This window comes from Microbacterium sp. Cr-K32 (assembly GCF_000708345.1).
In the GTDB taxonomy this organism is placed as follows: Bacteria; Actinomycetota; Actinomycetes; order Actinomycetales; family Microbacteriaceae; genus Microbacterium; species Microbacterium maritypicum_A.
Window position 1 is genome coordinate 60,306 of record NZ_JARD01000008.1, and the last position, 26,617, is coordinate 86,922.

Sequence of the window (26,617 nt, forward strand, 5' to 3'; positions counted from 1 at the left end):
CGGACTGATGAAGAAGGGCCCCGCGCGTGCGGGGCCCTTCTTCATCAGGGGGATCGGGTCAGCCGCCGATCGGGACATTCGTGGTCGCGACGGGCTCGTCGTAGATCGCGGCGATCTCGTCGGCGAAGTCGTTCATGATGATGTTCCGCTTGATCGAGAGCTTCGGGGTCAGGTGCCCCGAGGCCTCCGTCCACTCGGAGTCGAGGATCGTGAACTTCCGGATCGACTCGGCTCGCGAGACGCGTGCATTGGCGGCATCGACCGCGCGCTGCACTTCGGCCCGGACGGCCGCGTTCTTGGACGCGTCCACGAGCGACATGGTGGCCTCGAGGCCGTTGTTGGCGAGCCAGGTCGGAAGCATCTCGGGATCGAGCGTGACGAGCGCCGAGATGAACGGACGCTGGTCACCGACGACCACGACCTGACCGATGATCGGATTCGCGCGGATCGGGTCCTCGAGTGCGGCCGGAGCGACGTTCTTGCCGCCGGCCGTGACGATGATCTCCTTCTTGCGCCCGGTGATCGTCAGGAAGCCCTCGGAGTCGAAGCTGCCGATGTCGCCGGTGTGGAACCAGCCGCCCTCGCTGAAGGCCTCGGCCGTCGCCTCGGGGTTGTTCCAGTACTCCTTGAACACGTTGATGCCGCGCACCTCGATCTCGCCGTCGTCGGCGAGGCGGACGCCGACGCCGGGGAGGGCGGGGCCGACCGTCCCGATCTTCGACTTGTCCGCCAGATTCACCGTGGCGGGCGCGGTCGTCTCCGTCAGGCCGTAGCCCTCGAGGATCACCACACCGAGGCTGTGGAAGAAATGGCCGAGCCGCGAGCCGAGGGGCGCGGAGCCCGAGACGGCGTAGACGACATTGCCGCCCATGGCCTCGCGGAGCTTGCTGTAGACGAGCTTGTTGAACAGGGCGAACTTGAGCTTCATCCCGAACGGGATCGGCTTGCCCGCTTCGAGCAGCTTGGAGTGCTCGATGGCGACGTCGGCGGCGGCACGGAAGATCTTGCCCTTGCCGCCGGCTTCGGCCTTCTGCTCCGCCGAGTTGTACACCTTCTCGAACACGCGGGGGACAGCGAGGAGGAACGTCGGTTTGAACGAGCCGAGCGCCGGAAGAAGCTGGCGCGTATCGGGCTGGTGACCCGTGCGCACTCCCGCATGGACGTCGAGGATCGAGATGAACCGTGCGAACACATGGGCAGTCGTGATGAAGAGGAGGGTGGAGGCTCCCGGTGTCTGGACGACCTCGTCCAGAGCCTTGGCGGAGTTCCGGGAGAGCTCGACGAAATTGCTGTGCGTGAGCACGCACCCCTTCGGGCGCCCCGTGGAGCCGGAGGTGTAGATGAGCGTGGCGATGTCGGATCCGACCGCAAGGGAGCGCCGGCGTTCGATCTCGGCATCGGCCACGGAGGCGCCCTGGGCGGTCAGGGTGTCGATGGCACCCAGGTGCAGCTGCCACACCTCGCGGATCAGCGGGAGGTCGCCACGGACCTCGTCGACGCGGGCGAAGTGCTCAGGCGACTCCACGATGAGCGCGATGGCACCGGAGTCCTCGAGGATCCACTGGATCTGAGAGGGCGAGCTGGTCTCGTAGATCGGCACCATCACGGCGCCGGCGTAGAACAGCGCGAAGTCGACGAGCGTCCATTCGTACGTCGTGCGCGCCAGGAATCCGACCTTCTCGCCGGGCTGGATGCCGGCGGCGACGAAGCCCTTCGCGAGGGCGGTCACGGCCGTCTGGAAGTCGGCGGCCGAGATGTCTCGCCACCCCTCTCCCTCCGGAACCGAGAACAGCGCACGATCCGGAGTGGCTTCGACGCGCTTCACCAGCAGGTCGGCGACGTTCGCGTCGGGATCGGCGGGGACGATCGCGGGGACTTCAAACTGGACCACGGCAGCTCCTTCGGTACCGGTCGGGCACGGACTTGCCTCCGAGTCTAGGGCATGGAACCCAGTCGCGCCTCAGGTGGAACTGGGTCGCGTGGATGGTCGGAGCAACGAGTCGACTCCACGGACGCCGGGCGCGGCGCTAGACTTCACCACGATGTTCTACTGGCTGATGAAGTACGTGGTGATCGGCCCCGTGGTCAAGGCGGTGTTCCGCCCCTGGATCGTCGGGCGCAACAACGTGCCCGCGAACGGTGCGGCGATCCTCGCGAGCAATCACCTCTCCTTCGCCGACTCCATCTTCCTTCCCCTGGTGATCGACCGGTCGATGTCCTTCCTCGCGAAGAGCGACTACTTCACGGGCCGCGGCCTCAAAGGCTGGGCCACGAAGTTCTTCATGAAGGCGACGGGACAGATCCCCATCGATCGATCGGGTGGCAAGGCTTCCGAGGCCTCGCTGAACACCGGACTCCAGGTGCTCGGCGGAGGCGACCTGCTCGGCATCTACCCCGAGGGCACCAGAAGCCCCGACGGAAAGCTGTATCGGGGTCGGACCGGCATCGCCAGGATGGCGCTCGAGGCGAAGGTCCCGGTGGTGCCGGTGATCATGGTCGACACCGATACGGCGATGCCGATCGGCAGGAGGCTGCCCCGCATCGTGCGCGTCGGAATCGTGATCGGGGAGCCCCTCGACTTCTCGCGCTACGCGGGCATGGAGAACGATCGCTACATCCTGCGTTCGGTCACCGACGAGATCATGGTGGCCCTGCAGCGGCTCGGCGAGCAGAAGTACGAAGACGTCTACGCGTCGACGGTCAAGGACCGGCTCCCCACGCGCGTCACATAGGCCTCACGCGGATCTGGGTGGTACCCGCGACCACTAGGCTGGAACGCATGCTCCCGCACCACATCGAAGCCCTTGATGCATGGCGCTCGCTTCCCATCAAGCAGCAGCCGCAGTGGCCCGACGCGGACCGCGTCGCCGACGTCTCCCAGCAGATCGCGACCCTTCCGCCCCTGGTCTTCGCCGGCGAGGTCGACAACCTGCGTGACAGGCTCGCCCGTGCGGCGTCCGGCCAGGCGTTCCTCCTCCAGGGTGGTGACTGCGCCGAGACCTTCGCCGGGGCGACCGCCGAACAGATCCGCAACCGCATCAAGACGGTGCTGCAGATGGCTGTCGTGCTCACGTACGGCGCCTCGATGCCCATCGTCAAGATGGGCCGCATGGCGGGTCAGTTCGCGAAACCGCGCTCTAGCGACTCCGAGACCCGCGGTGACGTCACTCTGCCCGCCTACCGCGGTGACATCGTGAACGGGTACGACTTCACCGAGGGGTCCCGCACCGCCGACCCCGGTCGCTTGCTCCAGGGCTACCACACGGCGGCGTCGACCCTCAACCTGATCCGCGCGTTCACCCAGGGTGGTTTCGCCGATCTCCGCGAGGTGCACTCGTGGAACAAGGGCTTCGCGCAGAACCCTGCCAACCAGCGCTACGAGCGCATGGCCGCGGAGATCGACCGCGCGATCAAGTTCATGGAGGCTGCAGGAGCGGACTTCGATGAGCTCAAGCGCGTCGAGTTCTTCACGGGGCACGAGGGTCTGCTGATGGACTACGAGCGCCCGATGACGCGCATCGACTCGCGCACGGACACGCCGTACAACACCTCTGCGCACTTCCTGTGGATCGGAGAGCGCACGCGCGAGCTCGATGGCGCACACGTCGACTACTTCTCCAAGATCCGCAACCCCATCGGCGTGAAGCTCGGACCGACCACGTCGCCCGACACCGCGCTCGCGCTGATCGACAAGCTCGATCCCGAACGCGAGCCCGGACGCCTGACGTTCATCACCCGCATGGGTGCGGGCAAGATCCGTGACGCACTGCCGCCGTTGCTCGAGGCGGTCCGCGATTCCGGCGCGCAGCCGCTGTGGGTCACCGACCCGATGCACGGCAACGGCATCACCACGCCGACCGGCTACAAGACCCGTCGCTTCGACGACGTCGTCGATGAGGTGCGGGGCTTCTTCGAAGCGCACCGCGCGGTCGGCACCTTCCCCGGCGGAATCCACGTCGAGCTCACCGGTGACGACGTCACCGAGTGCCTCGGTGGGTCGGAGCAGATCGACGAGGCCGCGCTGGCCACGCGCTACGAGAGCCTGTGCGACCCGCGACTGAACCACATGCAGTCGCTGGAGCTCGCCTTCCTGGTGGCCGAGGAGCTCGAGAAGCGCTGAGACAGAAGCGCTGAGACACCGTCGAAGAAGGCCGCCCCCCGGAACACGGGGAGGCGGCCTTCTCTTTGCTCATGACGTCTCGCGGTCGTTCCCCGACGGAGCGCTCAACCGCTGAGCTGAATCGAGAGGTTCACGGTGCCTCCACGGGGGAGCGACTTGTCCGGGCCGGGATCCTGCCCCGTGACCTTGGCCATCTCCGCGAAGCCCGGCAGATCGCCCCAGGCGGCATAGGTCGACTTGAACCCCTTGTCGGAGAGGATCTTCTTGGCTTCGTTCAAGGTCTTGCCCGAGACATCCGGCACGGGGAACAGCTCCGGGCCTTTGGAGACGATGAGCTGCACGCTGTCGCCCGGCCGCCAATTGCCTTCTTCCGCACGATCGGCCACTCCGATGACCACATCCTTGGCGACGCTGTCGCTGAAGGTGTACTGCGGGTCCGCGGTCACGGTGAGGCCCTTGTCCGTGAGCGTGGAGGTGGCCTCGCCGACCGACATACCCGCGACGTCGGGGAAGTCGCCGGCGGAGACGTAGAGCTCCACCGTGTCGTCCTCGAAGACCTCGCAGCCGTCCCCGCAGATGTAGGCGTCCCCGCCGGCCCGCGGTGTGACGTACGCGTTGATGACGATGCCGGCGTCGGCATCGGAGAAGAGCAGGAGAGATTTGTCCGTGACGTTGACCTTGAGACCGGTGAGGTAGTCGCGCGCATCCTGCTCGGCGCGGCCGTTCAACGGGTCGAGCGTGTGCGTCGCCGGCCCCGCGGAGACGATCACCGTGACCGAGGCGCCCTTGTCGAGTCGCGCCCCCTCTTCCGGATCGGTCTCGATGACGGTCCCCGCGGGGATGTCGATCGAGAATTCGTCCTTCTGCGACGGCACGAATCCGGCATCCGTGAGCGTCGCCGCGGCGGCGTCGTATGTGCCTCCGGCGACCGCGGGCACGGCGATGAGAGAGCCGGGTCCGGAACCGAACCACCAGCCGACCCCGCCGGCGAGCACCGCCAGCAGCAGCACGAGAGTGAGGAGGAACGCCCCGCGCGCGCGGCGTTTGGACGCTCGTCGTCGCAGGAGGGTCGCGTTGTCGAGGGCGGCGGGTGCCGGAGCCGTGGGGTCGGCGATGACCATCGTTCCCGGCATCACCTTGGTGAGGTCACCCGAGTCGCCTTGGCTGTGCTGCGGCGCGGTGGCTCTGGCCGCAGTCGGGGCGATGCCGAGGTCTCGTTCGATCTCCCGCAGGCGCTCGAGCATCTGCTGCGCGTCGTCGGGTCGGTCGTCCGGCGACTTCTCCGTTGCCCAGAGCACGAGCTCGTCGAGCTGCTCCGGCACGGCGGGGTTGCGCACGCTCGGTCGGGGCACCGATTCCGTGGCGTGCTGGAAAGCGATCTGCATGGGCTGCTCGCCCTTGTAGGGCTGCTCACCCACGAGCATCTCGTACAGCATGATGCCGAGGGCGTAGATGTCGCTGCGGGCGTCGGCGGTTCCGCGCGTGACGAGTTCGGGGGCGAGGTAGGCGATCGTCCCGAGCAGCTGCTGTCCGGTCGCGGTGTTCGCGGTGGTCGCTCGCGCGAGCCCGAAGTCGCCGATCTTGATGCGACCGTCTTCGGCGAGGAGGACGTTCTCGGGCTTCACGTCGCGGTGCACGATCCCGGCACGATGCGCGGCCGAGAGACCGGCCAGGATCGCATCCATGATGGTGATGGTCTGCGGGATCGTGAGGCGCTTCTGCTCGCGGAGGAGCTCGCGCAGCGTGATGCCGGGCAGATACTCCATCACGAGGTAGGCGAGCTCGCCGTCCTGGCCCTGGTCGAACACGTTCACGACGTGGGGGTCCGCCAGCCGGGCAGCGGCTCTGGCCTCCTGGATGAACCGGCTCTGGAAGGCGGAGTCGTCGCTGAGGTGCGCGTGCATCACCTTGAGGGCGATGCGCCGCTCCAGGCGGAGGTCGGTTGCGACGTACACGGTCGCCATCCCGCCGCGGGCGATGCGGGCACGCACCCGGTAGCGGCCGTCGACAAGCCGCCCGATGAGGGGGTCGGCCTGCTGATTGGTCGTCACGTCAGAATTCTATGGAGAACTGCCTGAAAGACAGGGGAGCGGCTCACCCCTCGGGCCTTCGGGTTTTCCCGGATGTCGTCAGCCGTGCAGAGCGAGCCAGGCATAGGCTTGCGTTTCCCACTGGCCGTACTTGTCCGGATAGGCGGAGATCTGCACCGCCTGGGCCGCCTCGGTGAAGGGCATGCCCTCCCAGCCCGGGATGTCCAGGAGCCCGCGCGTCACCTGCCCGTTGGGGTCGGCCTGCCCTCCGTAGAACACGCGTGTGCTCCGCTCGGCGTCCATGATCTGCGCGGGCGTTCCCCAGCCGGTGCTGGGGCGCTGCTGGAAGATGCCGAGCGAGTCACGGTCGCCCCAGTCGAGGTTGCGCAGCCCGGACTCGACCATCCCCGTCGCGAGGGCGATGGCGATCGCCCGGTCCGAGACGCCGAGCTCGCGACCGACGCGGATGATGAGCGCAGCGTTCGCAGCCTGTTCCGCGGTGAGCGTCGCCGTCTGCTGGCCGCCGGCCGAGGCGGAAGCGGTGGTGGGGGCGGGAGCCGCTACCGGCGTCGCCTGCAGAGAGAGTGTCTGGCCGGGATAGATGATCGACGAGGGGCCGAGGCCGTTCGCGGCGTACAGCGTCTGCGTCGTGGTGCCGTACTTCTGCGCGATGCCGAACAGCGTGTCTCCGGCCACGACGGTGTGCGTCGCGGCGGATGCGGGAGCGACTGCGGGGACAGCTGCCGGTGTCGGCGCGGCTGCCGGTGCTGCGGTGCCGGCGACGACGAGACTCTGGCCCGGAAGGATGATCGAAGCGCGCGTGAGGCCGTTCGCCGACAGGACGGCGTCGACGGTGGTGCCGTATCGCTGCGCGATGGCGTAGACGGTGTCGCCGGCGACGACCTGATGCGTGGCCGAGGCCGGGGGCGCCGGCGCGGCGGTGGGCGTGGCTGCGGGTGTCGCTGCCGGGGCCGCAGGCAGCAGCGTCAGGGTCTGACCAGGGTAGATCACGGAACGCCAGGAGAGGCCGTTCCAGGTCAGGACATCGACCGCTCGAAGACCGAAGCGCGTGGCGATGGCGGAGACGGTGTCGCCGGGGCGGACGACGTAGCTGGGTGGAGCGGCCTCGGTGGGCACCGCGCGCGCGGGGAGAAGACGTGGACGCTCGACGGCGGCAGCATCCGACGGAGAAGCCGCGTGGGCCGGTGCCGCCGTGAGCGTGGTCGCCAGGGCTCCGAGCACCGCCGCAGGCACTCCGATAGGCAGGTATCGCGTTCGACGCGTGGCGGTCTTGACTGTCAAGGCTTGCCCCCTTTTCGAGTTTTTCACGCTGACACGGATGTAAACAGAAGTCAACAGAAGTGACGCAAGTGACGGATGTGACTGATGGGTCGATATGCGTCGGCCAGGCGGAGGTGAGATAGTGGGCAACGTGTCTGAGAACGTTGCTGGAACCCCTGCCGCTGCCGATGTCGAGTGGTTGACGATGCCCGACCTCGTCGAGGTGCTCGACGAGCCCCTCGGCCGAGTGCGTCGTCTGATCGATGAGCACTACCTCGTGGGGTCGCGTCGCAACGGGACGTTCGCCGTGCCCTCGGTGTTCATCGTCGACGGCCACCCGCTGAGTTCTCTGCGCGGAACAGTTATCGTCCTGCAGGACGCCGGTTTCACCGACGACGAGCTGATCGACTGGCTGCTCGCGGAAGAGGAGAGCCTGGGGCGCTCGCCGATCGCCGCCCTGCTGGCCGGGCACAAGAGCTCGGTCCGGCGTCTCGCGCGCACTCTCGCCTGACGAAGCCCGTCAGGACGCGCGCACGGTGGCCGCGCGTGCGAGATCACGCAACTCGCCGACGGCGGCGTTGTCGAGCCGGGCGCCTGAGAGCGCACGGTCGGCCTCGAGGGCATAGTCGGCGATCATCGCCTCGACCTGGTCCAGCGCGCCCGAAGCAGTGATCGTGGCTTGCAGGGACGACACCTGCGGCGATGTCAGAGCGGGGTCGCCGAGCATCTCGTCCAGGAGATTCCGTGCGGAGGCGTCGAGAGCCTGTCGGGTGAGGGCGATCAACACCGTGCGCTTGCCCTCCCGAAGGTCGTCGCCCGCCGGCTTGCCGGTGACGGATGCGTCGCCGAACACGCCGAGCACGTCGTCGCGGAGCTGGAATGCCAGGCCGATCGGATGGCCGAAGCGCCGCAGTGCGGCGACCTGGTCCTCGTGGGCTCCGCCGAAAGCGCCACCCAGGACGAGCGGCTGCTCGATGCTGTATCTGGCGGACTTGAGGGATGCCACGCGCAGCGCCCTCTCGGCGTGGAGACTTCCGTCGTTCACGCTCCAGGCCGATTCCTCTGCGATGTCCAGGAACTGGCCGGTGGTCACATCCCTTCGCATCCGCGCATACTCGGCGCGCACGGCTCGCGCATGCGGCTGGCCCTCGAGTGCGGATTCCAAAAGGTCATCGCTCCATGCGACGAGCAGGTCGCCGAGGAGGATCGCGGATGCCCTGCCGAACTGCTCTGCATCTCCGGACCACCCGGCCGCGCGATGAGACGTCTCGAGCGCACGATGTGCGGCGGGGCGACCACGGCGGGTATCGGAGTTGTCGATCAGATCGTCGTGGACGAGCGCGGCCGACTGGAAGATCTCCAGCGCGGTGCACATGTCCCACAGCGCATCGGTCTCCGCCGCATCGCGGTCATCGAACTTCGCGACGGCACGCCACCCCGCATGGCAGAAGCGGGCTCGAAGGCGCTTGCCGCCGTCGAGCGTGCCGGCGGCGGCGTCCAGGAATGCTGCCGCGTCAGGGCCGTAGTCCGAGGCTTCCTCACGCATCCGCGCGAGGAAGCGTGCGAGGTGCGTGGCGACGGCGTCGGGGACGGGGGAGGATGACGGCACGACTCCCAGCATACGTAAAGCAAGGGGACGTCGAACTGCTAGCCCCGGACGCCTCGGCGCGCGTAGAATGGGAGGCACGATACCCGAGGGGGACGAAATGCCACTCTCCGAACAGGAGCAGCGTCTGCTCGACGAGATGGAACGCCATCTCCTCCACAACGATGCCGACGTCGTGACCGCGCCGTCCGGCGATCGAGCATTGAGCTACCGAAATCTCGTCTACGGAGCACTCCTCCTGCTCGCCGGTGTCGGCGGTCTGGTCGCCGGAGTCATTCTCGGTGGCGTCTGGGGCATCGTCGTCGGTGTCGTCGGATTCGCCGCGATGCTCGCCGGTGTCATGGTCGCCGTCACGCCAGTGCGACGCACCACCGCGACCACGCCCCGTGAGCGTTCCGCCCCGAAGCGGCAGGAATCGGCCTCCTTCATGGATCGGATGAACGATCGATGGGATCGCCGCCAGGACGGTCACTGACCTCCCCACACACTTCACGACAGAAGCCCGGATGCTGAGCATCCGGGCTTCTGTCGTTTGACCGCGTTCGCCGCCGGCCGGCTCGCCGCGTCCGTCCCCCACTCGCCCTCCACTCACCCTCCACCTTCCTCCACCCCGGAATTCCGGGGTTGTTCGGCGTACTTGTCGGCATAGACCCTGATTTCCGAAGGATTGGTCGTAGGTATGTGGAGGAAAGTGGAGTAAAGTGGGGCGCACCTCGAGTTGGCCGGACGCAGAGGGGGTGGTGGCCGATGTTGCTGGGTACGCACTCACCGAAGCTGGACGACAAAGGACGGGTCATCCTTCCTGCGAAGTTCCGCGAAGACCTCGGCGGCGGCATCGTCGTCACCCGAGGCCAGGAACGGTGCCTCTACGTGTTCAGCACGGCCGAGTTCGAGGCGATGCACGAGCGGATCCGTCAGGCGCCGCTCGCGAACAAACAGGCGCGTGACTTCATGCGACTGTTCCTCTCCGGAGCCAGCGCGGAGATGCCAGACAGCCAGAACCGCATCACCATCCCGGCGCACCTGCGTCAGTACGCAGGTCTGCAGAAGGAACTCATCGTCACCGGAGTCGGCGCCCACGCCGAGATCTGGGATGCCGAGAGCTGGAACGCCTACCTCGCCGCCGGCGAGGAGACCTACTCCGACCTCGAGCAGGAGGTGATTCCGGGACTCTTCTGACCACGGCTGTGATGCCCCGCCGCTCCCGCCCCGACACACTTCCCCGGTGCCGGGTCGAGAAGCGGAGGGGGATCAGAGCCGAAGGTCACCCCGAGAAAGATCATGAACCTCCGAGACATCCACACCCCCGTACTGCTCGACCGCTGCGTCGAGCTGCTCGCTCCCGCCCTCCAGGCCGACGGAGCGGTGCTCGTCGATGCCACCCTCGGCATGGGTGGTCACTCCGAGGCGCTGCTCGAACGCTTCCCGAACATCCGTCTGGTCGGACTCGACCGCGACACCGATGCGCTGCGCATCGCGGGGGAGCGGCTCGCCCGCTTCACGGACCGCGTCACGCTCGTGCACACGGTGTACGACGAGATCGGACTGCACGCCCAGGGCGCGGCCGGCATCCTCTTCGATCTCGGCGTCTCGTCTCTGCAGTTGGACGAAGCCGACCGCGGCTTCGCCTATTCGAAGGATGCCCCGCTGGACATGCGGATGGATCAGACCAAGGGCGTCACGGCCGCAGAGGTCATCGCGACCTACAGCGAAGGCAATCTCCGCCGCATCTTCGAGCGCTACGGCGAGGAGAAACTCGCCGGTCGGTATGCACGGTTCATCATCGACGCGCGGCAGAAGCAGCCGATCACGCGGTCGGGTGAACTCGTCGAGATCCTGATCGCCGCCACACCCGCGGCTGCCCAGCGCGCGGGCCACCCGGCCAAGCGCGTGTTCCAGGCGCTGCGCATCGAGGTGAACACCGAGCTCAACGTGCTCGCCGACGCGATCCCGTCGGCGATGGACGCGCTCGCAGTCGGCGGGCGCATCGTCGTGATGTCTTACCAGTCGCTGGAAGATCGTCTCGTGAAGCAGGCGTTCGCTGCGGCCTCTGCCTCGACCGCTCCTGCCGGGCTCCCGGTCGAGCTCCCCGAACATGCTCCGCGTTTCCGCATCCTGACCAAAGGCGCCGAGCTGGCCGACGACGAAGAACGCGCGCGCAACCCGCGGGCGATCCCGGTGCGCCTGCGCGCCGCCGAGAAGCTGCGGGAGAGCGCATGAGCCTGAATGCCGTCGTCCGGAAGCCGGTGCAGCCGGTCGCCCCGGAGAGGACGCCCCAGCGGAAGCTGCAGCCCGTCACCCGCCCTGCAGTCCGCCGCAAGCCGAAGCTCGCCTACGCCCTCATCGCGCTCGGCGGAGCACTCGCGATCGGAGCCGCGCAGATCGGGCTGTCGCTCGCCATCACCCAGGACTCGTTCACTCTCGCGAGTCTCTCGTCACAGCAGCGCGAGCTCAACCTGAAGACGCACGCCCTCCAGGAAGAACTCACCGGCGTCAGCTCGCCCCAGGTGCTCGCCAGCAGCGCAGCCGGACTCGGGATGGTCGTCGCCGGATCGCCGTCGTATCTGCGTCTCAGCGACGGTGCCGTCTTCGGCACCGGTGCGGGGGCCGACTGGACATCGACCGTCAATCCCGCCGGTGTCGGGGCCGTGAGCAACTCCCTCATCGTGGAACCGCCGCCTCCTCCGGCGGAGACCGAGGAGGGGACGGCGACGGACCAGCCCACCCAGGACCTTCCGCCGTCGATCACCGACGGCCTCCCCAGCCCCACGACGCACTGACACCCACGAGCGACGGAGAGATCCCATGACGACACGAGCCACCCGCGGTCCGCGGCGACGCACCGTCGTCGCTCTCGCCGTCATCCTCTCGGTGCTGGTCGCGTTCGTGGTACGCCTGGTCGACATCCAGGTGGTCAGCGCTGATGAGCACGTCTCCGAGTCCCTCGAGCACCTCGGTGCGAGTTCGGCGATCCCGGGCCAGCGCGGGTCGATCGTCGACTCCGGCGGCACGGTGCTCGCTTCCAGTGTGATGGTCTACGACGCGCAGCTCAGCCCGCAGGTCATCATGCTCGTCGAGGAGAAGAAGCCGAAGCTGCCGTGGGCCGAGGCCTCCGACAAGATCGCCGCCATCACCGGCCAGACCGGCGACGAGGTGCGGGCTCTGGTCTCGAACGCCCTCGCCGAGAACCCCGACAGCCAGTACGCGCCTCTCAAGAAGGGCTTGAACACGGAGCAGTACATGGCTCTGCGGGATCTCGGAGTCGGTTCGTACCTGTCGCTGAAGGCGCGAGAGACACGCGTATACCCGAACGGCGCGGTCGCCGGAAACATCCTCGGCTTCCTCGACAACTCTGGTGAGGCGCAGGCCGGTGTGGAGAAGCTCGACGACTCCTGCCTGGCGCCCATCGACGGCGAGGAGACCTACCGCAAGGGCAAGGACGGCGTCGTGATCCCCGGCAGCGAGCGTACGGTCGATGCCGTGAACGGCGGATCCGTGCAGCTGACCATCAACAGCGACCTCAACTGGTACCTGCAGCAGATGATCGCCGAAGAGGCACAGGCGCAGGGCGCCAAGGGCGGGACAGTCACGGTCGTCGAGGTCAAGACGGGCAAGATCCGCGCCGCGGCCGAGTGGCCCGCGCTGGACCCGAACGATCTCGATGCGTCGACACCGGCGACCAGGGCCAGTCAGATCTTCCACCACGACTTCGAGCCCGGATCGACGTTCAAGGCCGTCACCGCGGCTGCCGCCATCGAAGGAGCGGGCCTGACCCCGCTCAGCACGGTGAGCGCGGCCTCTCGGGAGAAGTTCCCGAACGGCGCCGTCGTGAACGACGCGTTCACCCACCCGGCGTACAACTACACGCTCGCCGGGGGCCTCATCGACTCGTCGAACGTCGCCCTGTCGAAGTTCGGCACCATGGTGAGCCCCGATGTGCGCTACGACTACCTGCAGCGCTTCGGGGTGGGGGACAAGACGCTCGACTTCCCCTCGGAGGTCGGAGGGATCCTGCACCCGGTCAGCGACTGGGACAACCAGTCGCTCTACACGACGACGTTCGGGCAGTACTTCACCGTGACGGCCGCCCAGCTCGCCGGTGCCTACCAGGCGATCGCGAACGGCGGCGAGAAGATCGACCTCTCGCTCGTCGAGTCGTGCACCGCCGCGGACGGCACCGTGACCGCGCCAGCCGACCCGAAGCGCGAGCAGATCATCAAGGAGCAGACCGCAGCGGAGCTGACACGCATGCTGGAGAACGTCGCAGTACAGGGCGGCAACGCCGAGCGCATCCAGGTCCCCGGCTACCGCGTGACCAGCAAGACGGGTACGGCGCAGGTGTCGGACGGCAACGGCGGCTACAAGGCCGGGGTCTACTACACCAGCATGGTGGGCTTCGCGCCGGTCGACGATCCGCAGTACGTCGTCGTGGTCACCCTCGACGAGCCGACTAAGGTTGTATCGTCCGCGGCCACCGCATCCGCCTTCCAGAAGGCGATGACGCAGGTGATGAAAACGTATCGCGTGATGCCGTCCTCTGTCCCGATGGACGAGCTCCTCCCCAAGTTCGGATAGTCGGCGAGAGCCGCGCATGGAGATGACATGATCGCCCTGACGCTCGCTGAGATCGCCGCCGCAGTCGGCGGTGATCTGCGCGTGGCCGGTGAAGACACGGCCGAGACCGTGGTCGACGGAATCGTCGACACCGATTCGCGCACGATGGGGCCTGGATCGATCTTCGTGGCCAAGCCCGGAGCCGAGACCGATGGACACCGCTTCGTCGGGTCGGCTGTCGCCGCGGGAGCGGCCCTGGCGATCGTCGAGCACCCGGTGGACGTCGCCGTGAGCCAGATCGTGGTTCCGGACGCTGTCGCCGCCCTCGGTGCACTCGCGAGGGAGGTCGTCGCGCGTGTCCGTGCCGACGGCGCGCTCCGGATCGTCGGCATCACCGGGTCGAACGGCAAGACCACCACCAAGAACTTCCTCGCGCGCATCCTCGAGGGGGAAGGCGAGACCGTCGCTCCCGTGAAGTCGTTCAACAACGAGGTCGGCGCCCCCGTCACCATGCTCCGGGTGACGGAGAGCACCCGCTTCCTCGTGAGCGAGTTCGGTGCCGCGGCTCCGGGGAGCATCGCGCACCTCGCAGGACTCGTCGAGCCGGACGTCGCCGTCGTGCTGATGGTCGGCATGGCGCACGCCGGCGGATTCGGCGGCATCGAGGAGACGGCGAAGGCGAAGGCCGAGCTCGTCGCCGCCGCCCGCGTGCCCGGGACCGCCGTGCTCAACGTCGACGACCCGCGTGTCGCGGCCATGCGCGAACTCGCGGACGCTCGCGGACTCCGCACCGTCGGCTTCGGTCAGGGGCCCGCAGCGGACGTGCGCGCGCATGAGATCGAGGTATCCGCTTCCGGCACGTCCTGCGTCATCGAGGTCGACGCCGAACGGATTCCCCTGCGGCTGCGCGTGCTCGGGGCGCACCACATCTCCAACGCTCTGGCGGCCATCGCCGCAGCACGCGTGCTCGGGGTCTCGGCGGCCGACGCCGTGGCCCGGTTGGAGACGGTCGAGATCGCCGAACGCTGGCGCATGCAGCCCCTGGGCAGCGATCGGGTGCGGATCATCAACGACGCCTACAACGCCAGCCCGGATTCCATGGCTGCGGCCCTGCGCACGCTCGCACAGATCACCGGTCCCGACGAGCGCACCGTCGCGGTCCTCGGAGCCATGAGCGAACTCGGTGAGAGCGCGGGGGAGGAGCACGACAGGATCGGGCTGCTCGCCGTGCGTCTGAACATCCAGCGGATCGTCGTCGTCGGCCCCGAGGCGAGGCGCCTCTACCTCGCCGCGGTCGGGGAGGGCTCCTGGGACAGCGAGGCAGTCCATCTGCCCGACCAGGACGCCGCGTTCGAGTATCTCCGCACCGAGCTCCGCGACGGCGACCGCGTGCTCGTGAAGTCATCCAATTCCGTGGGCCTCCGGCATCTCGGCGATCGTCTGGGAGAATTGTTCTCGTGAGGTCTCTCATCATGTCGGCGGCGATCTCGCTCGCCTTCACCCTGTTCCTGACCCCCGTCTTCCTGCGGCTCTTCCGGAAGTGGGGCTGGGGGCAGGTCATCCGTACCCCGGAGTCCGTCCACAACCCGAGTCACGAGGCCAAGCGCGGCACCCCCACGATGGGCGGCGTCATCTTCATCGTCGGCTCGATGGTCGGTTACTTCACCGGTGTGCTGGTGAGCGGTGAAGTCCCCGCACTCTCCGCGCTGCTGGTGATCTGGCTGATGGTCGGATTCGGCGCCGTCGGATTCATCGACGACTACATGAAGGTGCGCAGCCAGCGCAGCCTCGGGCTCTCGGGCTGGCGGAAGGTGATCGGCCAGCTGCTGGTCATCATCCCCTTCGGCATCGTCGCGCTGAACTTCCCGAACAAGTGGGGCCAGACACCGGCGAGCTCCGCGATCTCGCTGTTCCGCGACATCACCTGGCTCAACCTGTTCGCCTTCGGCGTGGTGCTCGGATGGATCCTCTATCTCGTCTGGATCTCGATCATCGGGGTCGCGACCTCGAACAGTGTGAACCTCACGGACGGACTCGACGGGCTCGCTGCCGGAGCCGGCGTCATCGTCGTCGGCGCCTACAGCGTGATCGCGTTCTGGCAGTTCAAGCAGCCGTGCATCGGCGGCGATCCCGATGCCCTCGGCGGCTGCTACGAAGTGCGCGACCCGTTCAACCTCGCCATCATCGCGGCGTCGTTCGCGGCGAGCCTCATCGGATTCCTCTGGTGGAACGCGCCCAAGGCGAAGGTCTTCATGGGGGACGTCGGGTCGATGGCGATCGGCGGCGTCATCACCGCGATGGCGATCCTGACCCGCACCGAGCTCCTCCTGCTCGTGATCGCCGGCGTCTTCGTGCTTTCGTCGGGTTCGGTCATCCTGCAGCGCGCGTACTTCAAGATCACTCGTGGCAAGCGGCTGTTCCTCATGAGCCCGTTCCACCACCATCTCGAGATGCGCGGGTGGTCCGAGGTCACGATCGTGGTGCGCATGTGGATCATCGCCGGGCTGCTCGCCGTCTCGGCGGTCGGACTCTTCTACGTCGAATGGCTCACTCGTGTCGACTGATCGTCTCGCCGGACTGACGAGCTGGAACGCCGACTGGAGCGGTCTACGGGTCGCCGTGCTCGGCCTCTCGATGACAGGATTCTCGGTGGCGGACACGCTCGCCGAACTGGGCGCCGACGTTCTCGTGCTGAGCGAGTCGGCTGAGGATGAGTACGAGCGACTGCTCCCGGTGATCGGCGCCCGACTCGAATTGGGCCCGCTCGCCGAGGTTCCGCCCGTGCTCGTCGAGTTCGACCCCGAGGTGGTCATCGCCTCGCCGGGATTCTCGCCGTCGCATCCACTCATCCGGTGGGCGCAGGAATCCGCTGTCACGATCTGGGGTGACGTCGAGCTCGCCTGGCGCGTGCGCGACAAGGTCGTCCGTGCCGACGGCACGCCGGCGGACTGGGTGCTCATCACCGGGACGAACGGCAAGACGACGACCACCCAGTTGACCGCCACGCTGCTCGTGGAAGGCGGACTGCGGGCGGCCCCCTGCGGGAACATCGGCGTGCCGGTGCTCGACGCCGTACGCGACCCCGCGGGGTTCGATGTCCTCGTGGTCGAGCTCTCCAGCCATCAGCTCTGGTATCTGGGACAGTCGAGGCCCGAAGGGGAGCTGTTCCCCTACGCCTCCGTGTGCCTGAACCTCGCCGACGATCACCTCGTCTGGCATGGGAGCGCGGACGCCTACCGGGACGCGAAGGCCGTCGTATACCGGAACACCTGGATCGCGTGCGTCTACAACAAGGCGGACGAGGCCACGCGTCGCATGGTGGAAGAGGCGGAGGTGGTCGAGGGAGCCCGTGCGATCGGCTTCGATCTCGGCATCCCCGGCCCGAGCGATCTCGGCGTGGTCGAGGGACTGCTCGTCGACAGGGCCTTCCTCGACGATCGCTCGCGCAGCGCCCTCGAGCTGACGACGGTCGCCGATCTCGATGCGGCGGGTCTCGCCGCTCCTCACATCGTGCAGAACATCCTCGCCGCGAGTGCCCTGGCACGCTCGCTCGGCGTCGAGCCGGAGGCCATCCACACGGCCCTGCAGTCCTTCCGCCTCGATCCGCACCGCATCCAGGTGATCGCCCGGCATCGCGGCATCACCTGGGTCGACGACTCCAAGGCGACGAACCCGCACGCCGCGGCGTCGTCGCTGCGCGCGTACCCCGGTGCCGTGTGGGTGCTCGGCGGGGATCTGAAGGGGGTCGACATCTCCGACCTGGTCGCCGAGGTCGGCACGACGGCGCGTGCAGCCGTCGTGATCGGGGTCGAACGCTCCGTGGTGGTCGCGGCATTCCGACGACACGCGCCCGGGGTGCCGGTGTTCGAGGTGGATGCTGGCGAGACTGGACAGGTCATGAACCGTGTCGTGGAGATCGCCGCGGGAATCGTCGACGACGAGGGCACAGTCCTGCTGGCCCCGGCGGCGGCATCCTTCGATCAGTTCTCCGGTTACGCGGAACGAGGCCATCGCTTCGCCGAGGCGGTGCGGGACTGGATCGACCGGGGGAGCGCCGATGACACAGGTATCCCGCCCTCCGCGCTCTGAGTCCGGCGGTCTCGCGGCCAGGGTCTCGCTCGGTCGCCGGTTCACCCCGGTGTCGACCGAATTCCTGCTCATCGCCTCGACCGCGCTGCTCCTCACCCTCTTCGGTCTCGTCATGGTGCTGTCTGCGACCAGCGCGACAGCCGTCTCCAAGGGGGTCAACCCGATGGATGGCGTGCTGCGCCAGGGCGTGTTCGCGCTGCTCGGCATCCCGCTGATGTTCCTGATCAGCCGTCTGCCGGTGGACTTCCTGAAGAGGATGGCGTGGCCCGCACTGTTCGGGGCCGTGGCGCTGCAGATGCTCGTGTTCACTCCGCTGGGTATCGAGGACGGCGGTAACCGGAACTGGGTCAAGATCGCGGGCTTCACCCTGCAGCCTTCCGAGTTCCTCAAACTGGCCCTCGCGCTCTGGATCGCTGCGGTGCTGCTGCGCAAGCGCACGATGCTCGGCACCTGGCATCATGTGTTCATCCCCGTGATCCCGGTCGGTGCACTCGCGATCGGCACCGTGCTCGCGGGCAAGGACCTCGGTACCGCGATGGTGCTGGTGCTCATCCTCCTCGGGTGCCTCTTCTTCTCGGGCGTCAAGCTCCGGCTGTTCATCATCCCGCTGATCCTCGGCGTCATCGCGGTGCTCGCCTACGCGCTGTCGAGCGAGGACCGCATGCGGCGCATCACCGCGACCTGCGACAACATGGCGCTCTACTACACGGACTGCTACCAGTCGATCCACGGGATCTGGGGTATGGCCACCGGAGGCATCTTCGGCCTCGGCCTCGGCAACTCCCAGGAGAAGTACGGGTGGCTTCCCGCCGCGGGCAATGACTTCATCTTCGCGATCGTCGGCGAGGAGCTCGGCCTGATCGGCTGCATCGTCGTGCTCGCCCTGTTCACGTTCTTCACGATCGGCGCCTTCCACATCATCCGCAAGACACCGGATCCGTTCATCCGCGTGGCAGCCGGCGGCATCACCGTGTGGATCGTCGGCCAGGCCGTCATGAACGTCGGCGTCGTGATCGGCGTCTTCCCGGTGATGGGCGTCCCTCTTCCGTTCATGTCCCAGGGCGGCACGGCCCTGCTCGCGGTGCTCATCGCCTGTGGCGTGCTGCTGGCGTTCGCACGGACGATCCCTGTGACCGAGAAGCAGTCAGCCGAGCGGGGTAGGGTCACCAGGTGACTTCGTATCTCCTCGCCGGCGGTGGCACCGCCGGTCATGTCAACCCCCTGCTCGCCGTCGCGGACGGTCTCCGCGCACGTGATGCCGAAGCCTCCGTGCTCGTGCTCGGCACGGCCGAGGGACTGGAGTCCCGTCTCGTCCCCGCGCGCGGCTACGAACTGCTGATCGTCGACAAGGTGCCCTTCCCGCGGCGGCCGAACAGACAGGCCCTGTCGTTCCCGGGGCGGTTCCGTCGGGCCATCGCCCAGGTGCGCGACCACATCCGTCGGCGCGGCATCGACGTGGTGGTGGGCTTCGGCGGATACGCGTCTGCGCCGGCATACGTCGCCGCGCGCCGTGAGGGCGTGCCGTTCGTGGTGCACGAGGCCAACGCGAAGCCAGGGCTGGCGAACGTGCTCGGGGCACGCCGTGCGGCCGCGGTGGGGGTTGCCTTCGAGGGCACTCCGCTCCGTGGTGGCGAGGTCGTCGGAATGCCCCTGCGGCGGGAGGTGATCGCCCTCGACCGCGCGGCTTCGCGCGCGGAGGCGGCGGAGTACTTCGGCCTCGACGCCGACCGCCCCGTCCTTCTCGTGTTCGGCGGCTCGCTGGGAGCGCAGCGGCTCAACCAGGCGCTCGCGGACTCGTGGCGCGACATCCTGGGCACCGGTTGGCAGCTGCTGCACGTGACGGGTGAGCGCAGCGACCTCGCCGATCCGGGCGTCGACGGCTACGCGCTGCACCGCTACGTCGACCGCATGGATCTCGCGTTCGCTCTGGCCGATCTGATCGTCTCCCGTTCCGGGGCGGCGACCGTGAGCGAGATCAGTGCTCTGGGGATCCCCGCGCTGTATGTCCCGTATTCCGTGGGCAACGGCGAGCAGCGTCTGAACGCCGCCTCGGCCGTCGCTGCAGGGGCCGCAGAGCTGCTCGACGATGCGTCCTTCGACGGTGACGCGGTGCGGCGCATCGTCGTCCCTCTGCTCGGAGACGGAGAGCGCATCGCACGGATGGCCGCCGCTGCAGAGACCGCCGGAACCCGCGCCGGAACCGAGAACGTCATCACCCTCATCGACCGCGCACTCGTCGCCGTCTGACGCGGTCGACGAGACCGAAGAAAAGTAGACTGAAGCGGAAATGATCAGACCCGACCTCTCCCTCCCCATTCCCGAGACGATCACCTCCGCGCACTTCATCGGCATCGGCGGTTCCGGTATGAGCGGTCTCGCGAAGATGTTCCTCGACGCCGGCATCCGCGTCTCCGGTAGCGACCGCGCGGACAGCGACAATCTGCGCGCGCTGGCGGCCGCCGGCGCGACGGTGCACGTGGGTCACGACGCCGCTCACCTCGGTGACGCCGACACCGTCGTGCACACCGGAGCGATCTGGCCGGAGAATCCCGAGTTCGTGACCGCGAAGGCCCGTGGACTCCACGTGATCCACCGGTCGCAGGCCCTGCACTGGCTGATCGGCACACGCCGTCTCGTCTCCGTCGCCGGCGCCCATGGAAAGACGACGTCGACGGGCATGATCGTGACCGCCCTGCGTGAGCTCGGCGCGGATCCGCACTTCGTCAACGGCGGCGTGATCGAGCAGCTCGGCACATCCAGCGCGACTGGATCGGGAGAGCTGTTCGTCATCGAAGCCGACGAGTCCGATGGCACGTTCCTGCTGTACGACACCGCTGTCGCATTGATCACCAACGTCGATCCCGACCACCTCGATCACTACGGCTCGGATGAGGCCTTCCACCAGGCATTCGTGCAGTTCGCGGACGCCGCGACGGAGGCGGTCGTGATCTCCAGCGACGACGCGGGTGCGCTGCGGGTCGGTGCCGGTCTCTCTCACCCGAACGTGCTGACGTTCGGTCAGGCCGAAGGAGCGGATGTACGCGTCACCGACATCGTCGCCGCGGGTCCGGTCGCCGCCACGCTGACGCACGGTGAGGAACAGGCGCGTATGCAGCTCGCCGTTCCCGGTGTGCACAACGCGATCAATGCGGCGGGGGCCGTGACGGTGTTGCGTGCGCTCGGCTACTCGCTCGCGGAGGCCGTTCGCGCCGTCGAAGGCTTCGCGGGAACCGTGCGTCGACTGGAGCAGCACGGTGTCGAGCGCGGCGTGACCGTGTACGACGACTATTCGCACCACCCCACGGAGGTGCGGGCTGCACTCGAGGCGATGCGCAGCATCGCAGGAGCGGGACGGATCATCGCGATTCAGCAGCCCCACACCTACTCGCGCACGCAGCACATGTACCAGGAGTTCGCCGACGTCCTCGAGGAGTTCGCCGATCACACCGTGATGCTCGACGTGTACGGCGCCCGGGAGGACCCCGTGCCCGGTGTCACCGGCGAGTTGGTGAGCGGCGCGTTCGAGGACCCGTCGCACGTGCACTTCGTCGCGGATTGGCAGCAGGCCGCCGACTACACCGCAGCCGTCGCACGGGAAGGTGACTTCATCGTCACGCTCGGCTGCGGAAACGTCTACCAGATCATCCCGCAGGTCCTGGATTCGCTGCGTCGGACCGACGGGGCATAGCCGATGCGTCGGCCTGCACCGCTTCCGACGACCCCGGAGAGTCCGGGGGAGAAGGACGCCGCGCCGGGGGCGAAGCCCCGCAGGCGGCGACGCGATGCTGAAGCGGAGGTGGAGTTCTCGGCCTCCGATGACGTGACGCCCGATGACGTGACGAGCGAAGAGCACAGGGGTGAAGCGTCGACGGACGATCCGCAGCCGACGTCGACGAGGGACGTCTGGCGCGCAGCCCGCGCACGACGCAAGGCGCTTCGCGCCGAGATCCGTCGTTTCACGCAGCGCTCCAGACGGCGCAGGATCGTGTGGCTGAGCAGCATCGGCGCCGCACTCCTGCTCGTCGGGGGCAGTGTCGCCGCGGCCTACAGTCCGCTCTTCGCCGTTCAGAAGATCAGCGTCGCCGGGGCCACGACTCTCGACCCCGCAGCCATCGAGGCCGCGCTCGGCGACCAGCTCGGAACCCCGCTCGCGCTCGTCGACTCCAGCAAGGTGAAGGCCGCGTTGCTGGCCTTCCCCCTCATCGAGACCTATTCCCTCGAAGCACGTCCACCACATGACCTGACCGTGCGCATCGTGGAACGCACTCCGGTCGGCATCATCCGTTCGGACGCCGGGTACACGCTGGTCGATGCCGCCGGTGTCGCCCTCTCCACCACCTCGGATCAGCCTGCGGGGCAGCCGGTGATCGACGTCCCGGGCGGCGTCGACTCGGCGGCGTTCCGCAGCGCAGGTCTCGTGGTGCGCTCGCTCCCGGCCGACATCCGTGCGGCGCTGACGGGGATCAGCGCGCGCACCGCCGATGACGTGACTCTCACGCTCAACAGCGGGTTGAGTGTGGTCTGGGGGAGCGCGGAGGAGTCCGCGCTGAAGGCCGTCGTCCTCTCGAAGGCGATGGCCTCGAACCCCGAAGCCGCGTCGATCGACGTCACTTCCCCCGAAGTCGCCGTCGTCGGCTGATCCCTTTCGCGGGGAATGGGGCGACACGCCCGTGTCTTCGCGCGAACGCGGGCGGGCGGCGCTTACCTTCGATCAAAGAGAACGCAATACCGGGAAATACTTTACACCTCTACTTGAGGTTTAAGGTTCACCCACTTCCAGGCTCGAATAATCGGAGGCCGGCCATGAGCCAGAACCAGAACTACCTCGCCGTGATCAAGGTCGTCGGCGTCGGCGGTGGCGGCGTCAACGCCGTGAACCGCATGATCGATCTCGGCCTTCGCGGAGTCGAGTTCATCGCCGTGAACACCGACGCGCAGGCGCTGCTCATGAGCGACGCCGACGTCAAGCTCGACGTGGGTCGCGAACTCACCCGCGGCCTCGGTGCCGGCGCCGACCCCGAGGTGGGCCGACGTGCCGCAGAGGACCATGCCGAGGAGATCGAGCAGGCTCTGACCGGTGCGGACATGGTCTTCGTGACGGCCGGCGAGGGCGGTGGCACCGGAACCGGTGGCGCGCCCGTCGTGGCACGCATCGCGAAGTCCATCGGCGCCCTCACCATCGGTGTCGTGACGAAGCCGTTCTCCTTCGAGGGTCGCCGCCGCCAGAGCCAGGCCGAAGCCGGTGTCTCCAAGCTCAAGGAAGAGGTCGACACCCTCATCGTGGTGCCGAATGACCGCCTCCTCGAGATCAGCGACCGCGGCATCTCGATGATCGAGGCCTTCGCCACGGCCGACCAGGTGCTCCTCGCCGGTGTGCAGGGCATCACCGACCTGATCACGACTCCGGGTCTCATCAACCTCGACTTCGCCGACGTGAAGTCGGTCATGCAGGGTGCGGGATCCGCGCTCATGGGCATCGGCTCCGCTCGTGGGGCCGACCGTGCCATCAAAGCCGCAGAGCTGGCCGTGGAGTCTCCGCTCCTGGAAGCGAGCATCGAAGGTGCGCACGGCGTGCTGCTCTCGATCCAGGGCGGCTCGAACCTCGGGATCTTCGAGATCCACGATGCGGCCGACCTCGTCAAGGAAGCCGCCCACCCCGAAGCCAACATCATCTTCGGTACGGTCATCGACGACACGCTCGGCGATGAAGTGCGGGTGACGGTGATCGCGGCCGGCTTCGACGGCGGCGAACCCTCCCTCCGGCTGGACCCGATGGTCGTTTCGCGGCCGTCCACGACGTCGCTTCCCGAGGTCGCGCTCACAGACGAACCCGAGAGCAAGAGCGAGACGGCTCAGCCTGAGCCCGTTCAGCAGCGCGTTCCGGCCACCAGCATCGAGCCGGCATTCGCCGATGACGACATCGACATCCCCGAATTCCTGAAGTGACGTCCTCGGTCGACGCGGCCGAGCCTTCCGGCCTGGCTGCGCGGCTGTCGGCGATCGACGAGAAGATCGCCGCCGCCGCGCAGGCGGCCGGACGGAGCTCCGAGGAGATCACCCGGATCGTGGTGACGAAGTTCCACCCGGCGTCATTGGTCCGTGCCCTGCACGGGCTGGGCGTGAAGGACGTCGGCGAGAACCGACAGCAGGAGTTGTCGGCGAAGGAAGCAGAAGTCGCAGCATCCGATCTGCGCTGGCACTTCATCGGCCAGGGGCAGACGAACAAGGCGGCGGCGATCCGCCGGAGTGCGGACGTCGTGCACTCGGTCGATCGAGACCGGTTCGCGGATGCTCTGCACCGCGCAGCGGACGATGACGGTCGGCTCGATGTTCTCGTCCAGGTCAATCTCACCGACGACCCCGGTCGTGGGGGAGTCGTGCCGGCTCAGGCGGTCGCCCTCGCGGAGCATGTCCTGGCCCTGCCGTCGTTGCGGCTGCGCGGCGTCATGGCCGTGGCGCCCCTCGATGAGGAACCCGCTTCCGCTTTCGCTCGTCTGCACGACATCGCCGACAGCGTGCGTGCGATCGACTCAACCGCGTCGTGGATCTCAGCCGGGATGACCGGAGACTTCGCCGAGGCGATCGCCGCCGGCGCGACACACCTGCGGATCGGTTCCGCAATCACCGGCCCCCGGCCCGACCGGGGTTAACCTGTGAAAAGACCAGCCCGACACGTTCGAACCGGAGGACACGATGGGTAACCCACTGAAGAAGACCATGGTGTATCTCGGCCTCGCCGATGAAGAAGAGGTCTACGAGGAAGAGACGCAGGCGCCCGCCCGCGCTCACCGCGAGCGTGACCGTGACCGTGACCGCGAGGAGCCAGCACCGGCCCCCGTCACGCCGTTGCGCCGCCCCGTCGCCGTCCGCCAGCCGTCTGCAGGAGCCGTGAACGAGATTCTCACCGTCCACCCGAAGCAGTACCGCGACGCCCAGCTGATCGCGGAGAGCTTCCGCGAGGGTGTCCCGGTCATCATCAACCTCTCCCAGATGAGCGATGCCGACGCGCGCCGCCTCATCGACTTCGCGAGCGGGCTCTCCCTCGGCCTCTACGGCCGGATCGAGCGCGTGACCTCGAAGGTGTTCCTGCTGTCGCCGGAGAACATCGCCGTATCGGGTCACGGGGGCATCGCACACGCAGACGCCGAGTCTGCGGGCTTCGACCAGTCGTAGCCCGTGCAGCTGGTCTCCGTCCTCGCGAGCATCGTCCATCTGGTGCTCCTGCTGTACGTCTTCGTGCTGTTCGCGCGCCTGATCCTGGACTACATTCCGATGTTCAATCGCGAATGGCGTCCGAAGGGATTCGGGCTCGTGCTCGCCGAGGCCGTCTACACCCTCACCGATCCGCCCATCCGGTTCTTCCGGCGGATCATCCCGCCACTGCGGATCGGCTCGCTCTCGCTCGACTTCGGCTTCGCGCTGACTCTGCTGATCGTCCTGATTCTGATGAACGTCGTCGGGCTGTTCATCCGCTGAAATCCCGGCGTGTCCCCTGATTCGGTGGCTGCGACTTCTCCCACTCTGGGTGTCGTGACATCGCGGCGCCAATGCTCGGGGGCTATGCTGGCACCCAGGTGCGCGCCCCGGGTTCGCGCCACATCACGACCACGCCATACATCGATACTGGCAATCGAACTCATCGAAAGAGGAGCCACCCATGGCACTTACCCCGGATGACGTCGTCACCAAGCAGTTCCAGCACGTCCGCTTCAAGGACGGCTTCGACCCGGACGAGGTGGACGACTTCCTCGACGAGATCGTCATCGAGTGGCGCAAGGCTCTCGAGGAGAACGTGGAGCTGAAGGCCAAGCTGGCCGCGTACGAGTCCGGTGCTGCTCCTGAAGCCGCCGCGCCCGCCGCTGTCGAGGCTCCCGCACCCGTGGCCGAGGTCCCGGCGGAGCCCGCTCCGACCGGTTCCGCGACCGCGACCGCTGGCATCATCGAACTCGCACAGCGTCTGCACGACGAGCATGTCGCCGAGGGCGAGGCGAAGCGGAACGCGCTCATCGCGGAGGCCGAGACCGAGGTCGCCCGCATCCGCACCGAGGCCGAGGCCAAGCAGCGCGAGGAGTCCGCACGACTCGAGCGCGAGCGCAACACTCTCGAGGCTCGTATCACCGAACTCCGCAACTTCGAGCGCGACTACCGCTCGCAGCTGCGCGGCTACATCGAGGGTCAGCTCCGCGAGCTCGACGAGAAGTCGACCTCCACGGACTCGACACCCGTTTCCGCGATCGGTCTGTAAGGCGCCCTCTTGTCAGGACGCCGTCCCCTTCGTCGGTCGGCGGCCGGTGCGGTCGTTGCGATTCTCGCAGCGCTCGTACTGGCCGCCGATCAGTTTGTGAAGTACCTCACGATCGAGAACCTCCCCTACCAGGAGCCGGTTCCGGTCCTGGGGGAGTTCCTTCAGCTGTACTACGTTCGCAACCCCGGGGCGGCGTTCTCCCTGGGATCCGAGGTCACCTGGATCTTCACGATCGCCCTCGCGGTCGTAGCGTGCGTGATCGTCTGGAAGGCGTTCGGGCTCAAGTCCCGCCTGTGGGCGGTCGTGCTCGGCTGTCTCCTCGGCGGAGTCCTCGGCAACCTCAGTGATCGTCTGTTTCGTGAGCCCGGTTTTCCGGTGGGGCACGTCGTCGACATGATCTCGATGCCGTGGATGATGCCGGCGATCTTCAACGTCGCCGACATCTTCATCGTGACCGGGATGATCTCGGTCGCGTTGCTCGTGGTCTTCGGCCTGCGCTTCGACGGTACGCGCGAACGCGATCACGAGATCGTCGAGACCGAGGAAGAAGCCGAAGCCGCCGCGACGGCGGCTGTCCTGGCGACAGACACCGATGACGACATGCTCGACGCCGATGCTCCCGTGCCGGTGCGTTCGACCGATGACGATTCTCCCTCGGAGGATGCGGCTCCCGCATCGGAAGGACGTTGACC

Annotated in this window: 25 protein-coding genes; 21 read left to right on the top strand and 4 right to left on the bottom strand. The window is 67.6% G+C overall.

From position 1 onward, the window contains the following. Window positions 1–58: 58 nt before the first annotated feature. Window positions 59–1,891, bottom strand: coding sequence for an AMP-dependent synthetase/ligase (locus tag GZ64_RS0101630; RefSeq protein WP_021199323.1), 1,833 nt, complete (start codon window positions 1,889–1,891; stop codon window positions 59–61). Window positions 1,892–2,042: 151 nt separating this feature from the next. On the opposite strand from GZ64_RS0101630, the gene GZ64_RS0101635 reads away from it, so the two are divergent. Together GZ64_RS0101635 and GZ64_RS0101640 are read left to right on the top strand one after the other, a co-directional pair. Continuing rightward, window positions 2,043–2,732 carry a lysophospholipid acyltransferase family protein gene (locus tag GZ64_RS0101635; protein WP_021199324.1) on the top strand — a complete coding sequence of 230 codons (690 nt, stop codon included), beginning with the start codon at window positions 2,043–2,045 and terminating at the stop codon, window positions 2,730–2,732. 47 nt (window positions 2,733–2,779) lie between these two features. Then, window positions 2,780–4,120 (top strand): class II 3-deoxy-7-phosphoheptulonate synthase, encoded by a 1,341-nt coding sequence (locus tag GZ64_RS0101640; protein WP_017830214.1) that lies wholly within the window; start codon window positions 2,780–2,782, stop codon window positions 4,118–4,120. 104 nt (window positions 4,121–4,224) lie between these two features. Here GZ64_RS0101640 and pknB read toward each other — a convergent pair whose 3' ends face one another. Continuing rightward, window positions 4,225–6,171: a Stk1 family PASTA domain-containing Ser/Thr kinase gene (gene pknB, locus GZ64_RS0101645; RefSeq protein ID WP_029264908.1), complete on the bottom strand. Its 1,947-nt coding sequence runs from the start codon at window positions 6,169–6,171 to the stop codon at window positions 4,225–4,227. Between the two features lie 78 nt (window positions 6,172–6,249). After that, window positions 6,250–7,452, bottom strand: a complete 1,203-nt coding sequence (locus GZ64_RS0101650; RefSeq protein WP_197020494.1) for a LysM peptidoglycan-binding domain-containing protein — start codon at window positions 7,450–7,452, stop codon at window positions 6,250–6,252. Between the two features lie 121 nt (window positions 7,453–7,573). Between GZ64_RS0101650 and GZ64_RS0101655 the strand changes: the two genes are divergently transcribed. Further along, window positions 7,574–7,942, top strand: a complete 369-nt coding sequence (locus GZ64_RS0101655; protein ID WP_021199327.1) for an Rv2175c family DNA-binding protein — start codon at window positions 7,574–7,576, stop codon at window positions 7,940–7,942. Between the two features lie 9 nt (window positions 7,943–7,951). Here GZ64_RS0101655 and GZ64_RS0101660 read toward each other — a convergent pair whose 3' ends face one another. Beyond that, window positions 7,952–9,040, bottom strand: a complete 1,089-nt coding sequence (locus tag GZ64_RS0101660) for a polyprenyl synthetase family protein (protein WP_029264910.1) — start codon at window positions 9,038–9,040, stop codon at window positions 7,952–7,954. A 97-nt stretch (window positions 9,041–9,137) separates the two neighbouring features. On the opposite strand from GZ64_RS0101660, the gene GZ64_RS0101665 reads away from it, so the two are divergent. From GZ64_RS0101665 to lspA, 18 genes are all read left to right on the top strand, one after another. Next, window positions 9,138–9,512: a DUF3040 domain-containing protein gene (locus tag GZ64_RS0101665; protein WP_029258357.1), complete on the top strand. Its 375-nt coding sequence runs from the start codon at window positions 9,138–9,140 to the stop codon at window positions 9,510–9,512. Between the two features lie 272 nt (window positions 9,513–9,784). Further along, on the top strand, window positions 9,785–10,216 hold the full coding sequence (gene mraZ, locus GZ64_RS0101670; RefSeq protein WP_017830220.1) for a division/cell wall cluster transcriptional repressor MraZ: 432 nt from the start codon (window positions 9,785–9,787) through the stop codon (window positions 10,214–10,216). Between the two features lie 102 nt (window positions 10,217–10,318). After that, the gene (rsmH, locus tag GZ64_RS0101675) at window positions 10,319–11,257 is read left to right on the top strand and encodes a 16S rRNA (cytosine(1402)-N(4))-methyltransferase RsmH (RefSeq protein ID WP_029258356.1); all 939 of its coding nucleotides are present in this window, start codon (window positions 10,319–10,321) and stop codon (window positions 11,255–11,257) included. Then, window positions 11,254–11,817, top strand: coding sequence for a hypothetical protein (locus GZ64_RS0101680; RefSeq protein WP_029258355.1), 564 nt, complete (start codon window positions 11,254–11,256; stop codon window positions 11,815–11,817). Before rsmH ends, GZ64_RS0101680 begins: the two co-directional genes overlap by 4 nt. 25 nt (window positions 11,818–11,842) lie before the next feature. Continuing rightward, window positions 11,843–13,612, top strand: coding sequence for a peptidoglycan D,D-transpeptidase FtsI family protein (locus GZ64_RS0101685; RefSeq protein WP_029258354.1), 1,770 nt, complete (start codon window positions 11,843–11,845; stop codon window positions 13,610–13,612). A 27-nt stretch (window positions 13,613–13,639) separates the two neighbouring features. Continuing rightward, the gene (locus GZ64_RS0101690) at window positions 13,640–15,052 is read left to right on the top strand and encodes a UDP-N-acetylmuramoyl-tripeptide--D-alanyl-D-alanine ligase (RefSeq protein ID WP_029264911.1); all 1,413 of its coding nucleotides are present in this window, start codon (window positions 13,640–13,642) and stop codon (window positions 15,050–15,052) included. Further along, the gene (gene mraY / locus GZ64_RS0101695) at window positions 15,049–16,155 is read left to right on the top strand and encodes a phospho-N-acetylmuramoyl-pentapeptide-transferase (protein WP_029258352.1); all 1,107 of its coding nucleotides are present in this window, start codon (window positions 15,049–15,051) and stop codon (window positions 16,153–16,155) included. The genes GZ64_RS0101690 and mraY overlap by 4 nt, the downstream gene beginning before the upstream one ends. Continuing rightward, window positions 16,145–17,680 (top strand): UDP-N-acetylmuramoyl-L-alanine--D-glutamate ligase, encoded by a 1,536-nt coding sequence (murD, locus tag GZ64_RS0101700; RefSeq protein ID WP_029264912.1) that lies wholly within the window; start codon window positions 16,145–16,147, stop codon window positions 17,678–17,680. The genes mraY and murD overlap by 11 nt, the downstream gene beginning before the upstream one ends. Further along, window positions 17,649–18,854 carry a putative lipid II flippase FtsW gene (gene ftsW, locus GZ64_RS0101705; RefSeq protein WP_029258350.1) on the top strand — a complete coding sequence of 402 codons (1,206 nt, stop codon included), beginning with the start codon at window positions 17,649–17,651 and terminating at the stop codon, window positions 18,852–18,854. Before murD ends, ftsW begins: the two co-directional genes overlap by 32 nt. Beyond that, entirely contained in the window at window positions 18,851–19,927 is a 1,077-nt protein-coding gene (locus GZ64_RS0101710; RefSeq protein WP_029264913.1) for a UDP-N-acetylglucosamine--N-acetylmuramyl-(pentapeptide) pyrophosphoryl-undecaprenol N-acetylglucosamine transferase, read from the top strand. Before ftsW ends, GZ64_RS0101710 begins: the two co-directional genes overlap by 4 nt. Window positions 19,928–19,967: 40 nt before the next feature. Further along, window positions 19,968–21,368: a UDP-N-acetylmuramate--L-alanine ligase gene (gene murC / locus GZ64_RS0101715; protein ID WP_029264914.1), complete on the top strand. Its 1,401-nt coding sequence runs from the start codon at window positions 19,968–19,970 to the stop codon at window positions 21,366–21,368. 3 nt (window positions 21,369–21,371) lie between these two features. Continuing rightward, on the top strand, window positions 21,372–22,319 hold the full coding sequence (locus GZ64_RS0101720; RefSeq protein ID WP_029264915.1) for an FtsQ-type POTRA domain-containing protein: 948 nt from the start codon (window positions 21,372–21,374) through the stop codon (window positions 22,317–22,319). A gap of 164 nt (window positions 22,320–22,483) precedes the next feature. After that, window positions 22,484–23,626, top strand: coding sequence for a cell division protein FtsZ (gene ftsZ / locus GZ64_RS0101725; RefSeq protein WP_029258346.1), 1,143 nt, complete (start codon window positions 22,484–22,486; stop codon window positions 23,624–23,626). Further along, window positions 23,623–24,330 (top strand): YggS family pyridoxal phosphate-dependent enzyme, encoded by a 708-nt coding sequence (locus GZ64_RS0101730; protein WP_029264917.1) that lies wholly within the window; start codon window positions 23,623–23,625, stop codon window positions 24,328–24,330. The genes ftsZ and GZ64_RS0101730 overlap by 4 nt, the downstream gene beginning before the upstream one ends. A gap of 43 nt (window positions 24,331–24,373) precedes the next feature. Beyond that, window positions 24,374–24,853 (top strand): cell division protein SepF, encoded by a 480-nt coding sequence (locus GZ64_RS0101735; RefSeq protein ID WP_021199342.1) that lies wholly within the window; start codon window positions 24,374–24,376, stop codon window positions 24,851–24,853. Between the two features lie 3 nt (window positions 24,854–24,856). Next, the gene (locus GZ64_RS0101740; protein ID WP_029258344.1) at window positions 24,857–25,156 is read left to right on the top strand and encodes a YggT family protein; all 300 of its coding nucleotides are present in this window, start codon (window positions 24,857–24,859) and stop codon (window positions 25,154–25,156) included. Window positions 25,157–25,337: 181 nt separating this feature from the next. Beyond that, a complete protein-coding gene (locus tag GZ64_RS0101745) occupies window positions 25,338–25,925 on the top strand; it encodes a DivIVA domain-containing protein (RefSeq protein WP_021201570.1) in 588 nt (195 codons plus the stop codon). A gap of 9 nt (window positions 25,926–25,934) precedes the next feature. Further along, complete coding sequence (gene lspA, locus GZ64_RS0101750; RefSeq protein ID WP_046399048.1) at window positions 25,935–26,615, top strand: signal peptidase II; 681 nt, start codon at window positions 25,935–25,937, stop codon at window positions 26,613–26,615. Window positions 26,616–26,617 lie beyond the last annotated feature (2 nt).

Bases quoted from the DNA above. Each gene is read 5' to 3' on its own strand.
- GZ64_RS0101635 (WP_021199324.1), top strand. From the start codon at position 2,043: ATGTTCTACTGGCTGATGAAGTACGTGGTGATCGGCCCCGTGGTCAAG.
- GZ64_RS0101640 (WP_017830214.1), top strand. From the start codon at position 2,780: ATGCTCCCGCACCACATCGAAGCCCTTGATGCATGGCGCTCGCTTCCC.
- GZ64_RS0101665 (WP_029258357.1), top strand. From the start codon at position 9,138: ATGCCACTCTCCGAACAGGAGCAGCGTCTGCTCGACGAGATGGAACGC.
- mraZ (WP_017830220.1), top strand. From the start codon at position 9,785: ATGTTGCTGGGTACGCACTCACCGAAGCTGGACGACAAAGGACGGGTC.
- rsmH (WP_029258356.1), top strand. From the start codon at position 10,319: ATGAACCTCCGAGACATCCACACCCCCGTACTGCTCGACCGCTGCGTC.
- GZ64_RS0101680 (WP_029258355.1), top strand. From the start codon at position 11,254: ATGAGCCTGAATGCCGTCGTCCGGAAGCCGGTGCAGCCGGTCGCCCCG.
- GZ64_RS0101685 (WP_029258354.1), top strand. From the start codon at position 11,843: ATGACGACACGAGCCACCCGCGGTCCGCGGCGACGCACCGTCGTCGCT.
- GZ64_RS0101690 (WP_029264911.1), top strand. From the start codon at position 13,640: ATGATCGCCCTGACGCTCGCTGAGATCGCCGCCGCAGTCGGCGGTGAT.
- ftsW (WP_029258350.1), top strand. From the start codon at position 17,649: ATGACACAGGTATCCCGCCCTCCGCGCTCTGAGTCCGGCGGTCTCGCG.
- murC (WP_029264914.1), top strand. From the start codon at position 19,968: ATGATCAGACCCGACCTCTCCCTCCCCATTCCCGAGACGATCACCTCC.
- GZ64_RS0101720 (WP_029264915.1), top strand. From the start codon at position 21,372: ATGCGTCGGCCTGCACCGCTTCCGACGACCCCGGAGAGTCCGGGGGAG.
- ftsZ (WP_029258346.1), top strand. From the start codon at position 22,484: ATGAGCCAGAACCAGAACTACCTCGCCGTGATCAAGGTCGTCGGCGTC.
- GZ64_RS0101735 (WP_021199342.1), top strand. From the start codon at position 24,374: ATGGGTAACCCACTGAAGAAGACCATGGTGTATCTCGGCCTCGCCGAT.
- GZ64_RS0101745 (WP_021201570.1), top strand. From the start codon at position 25,338: ATGGCACTTACCCCGGATGACGTCGTCACCAAGCAGTTCCAGCACGTC.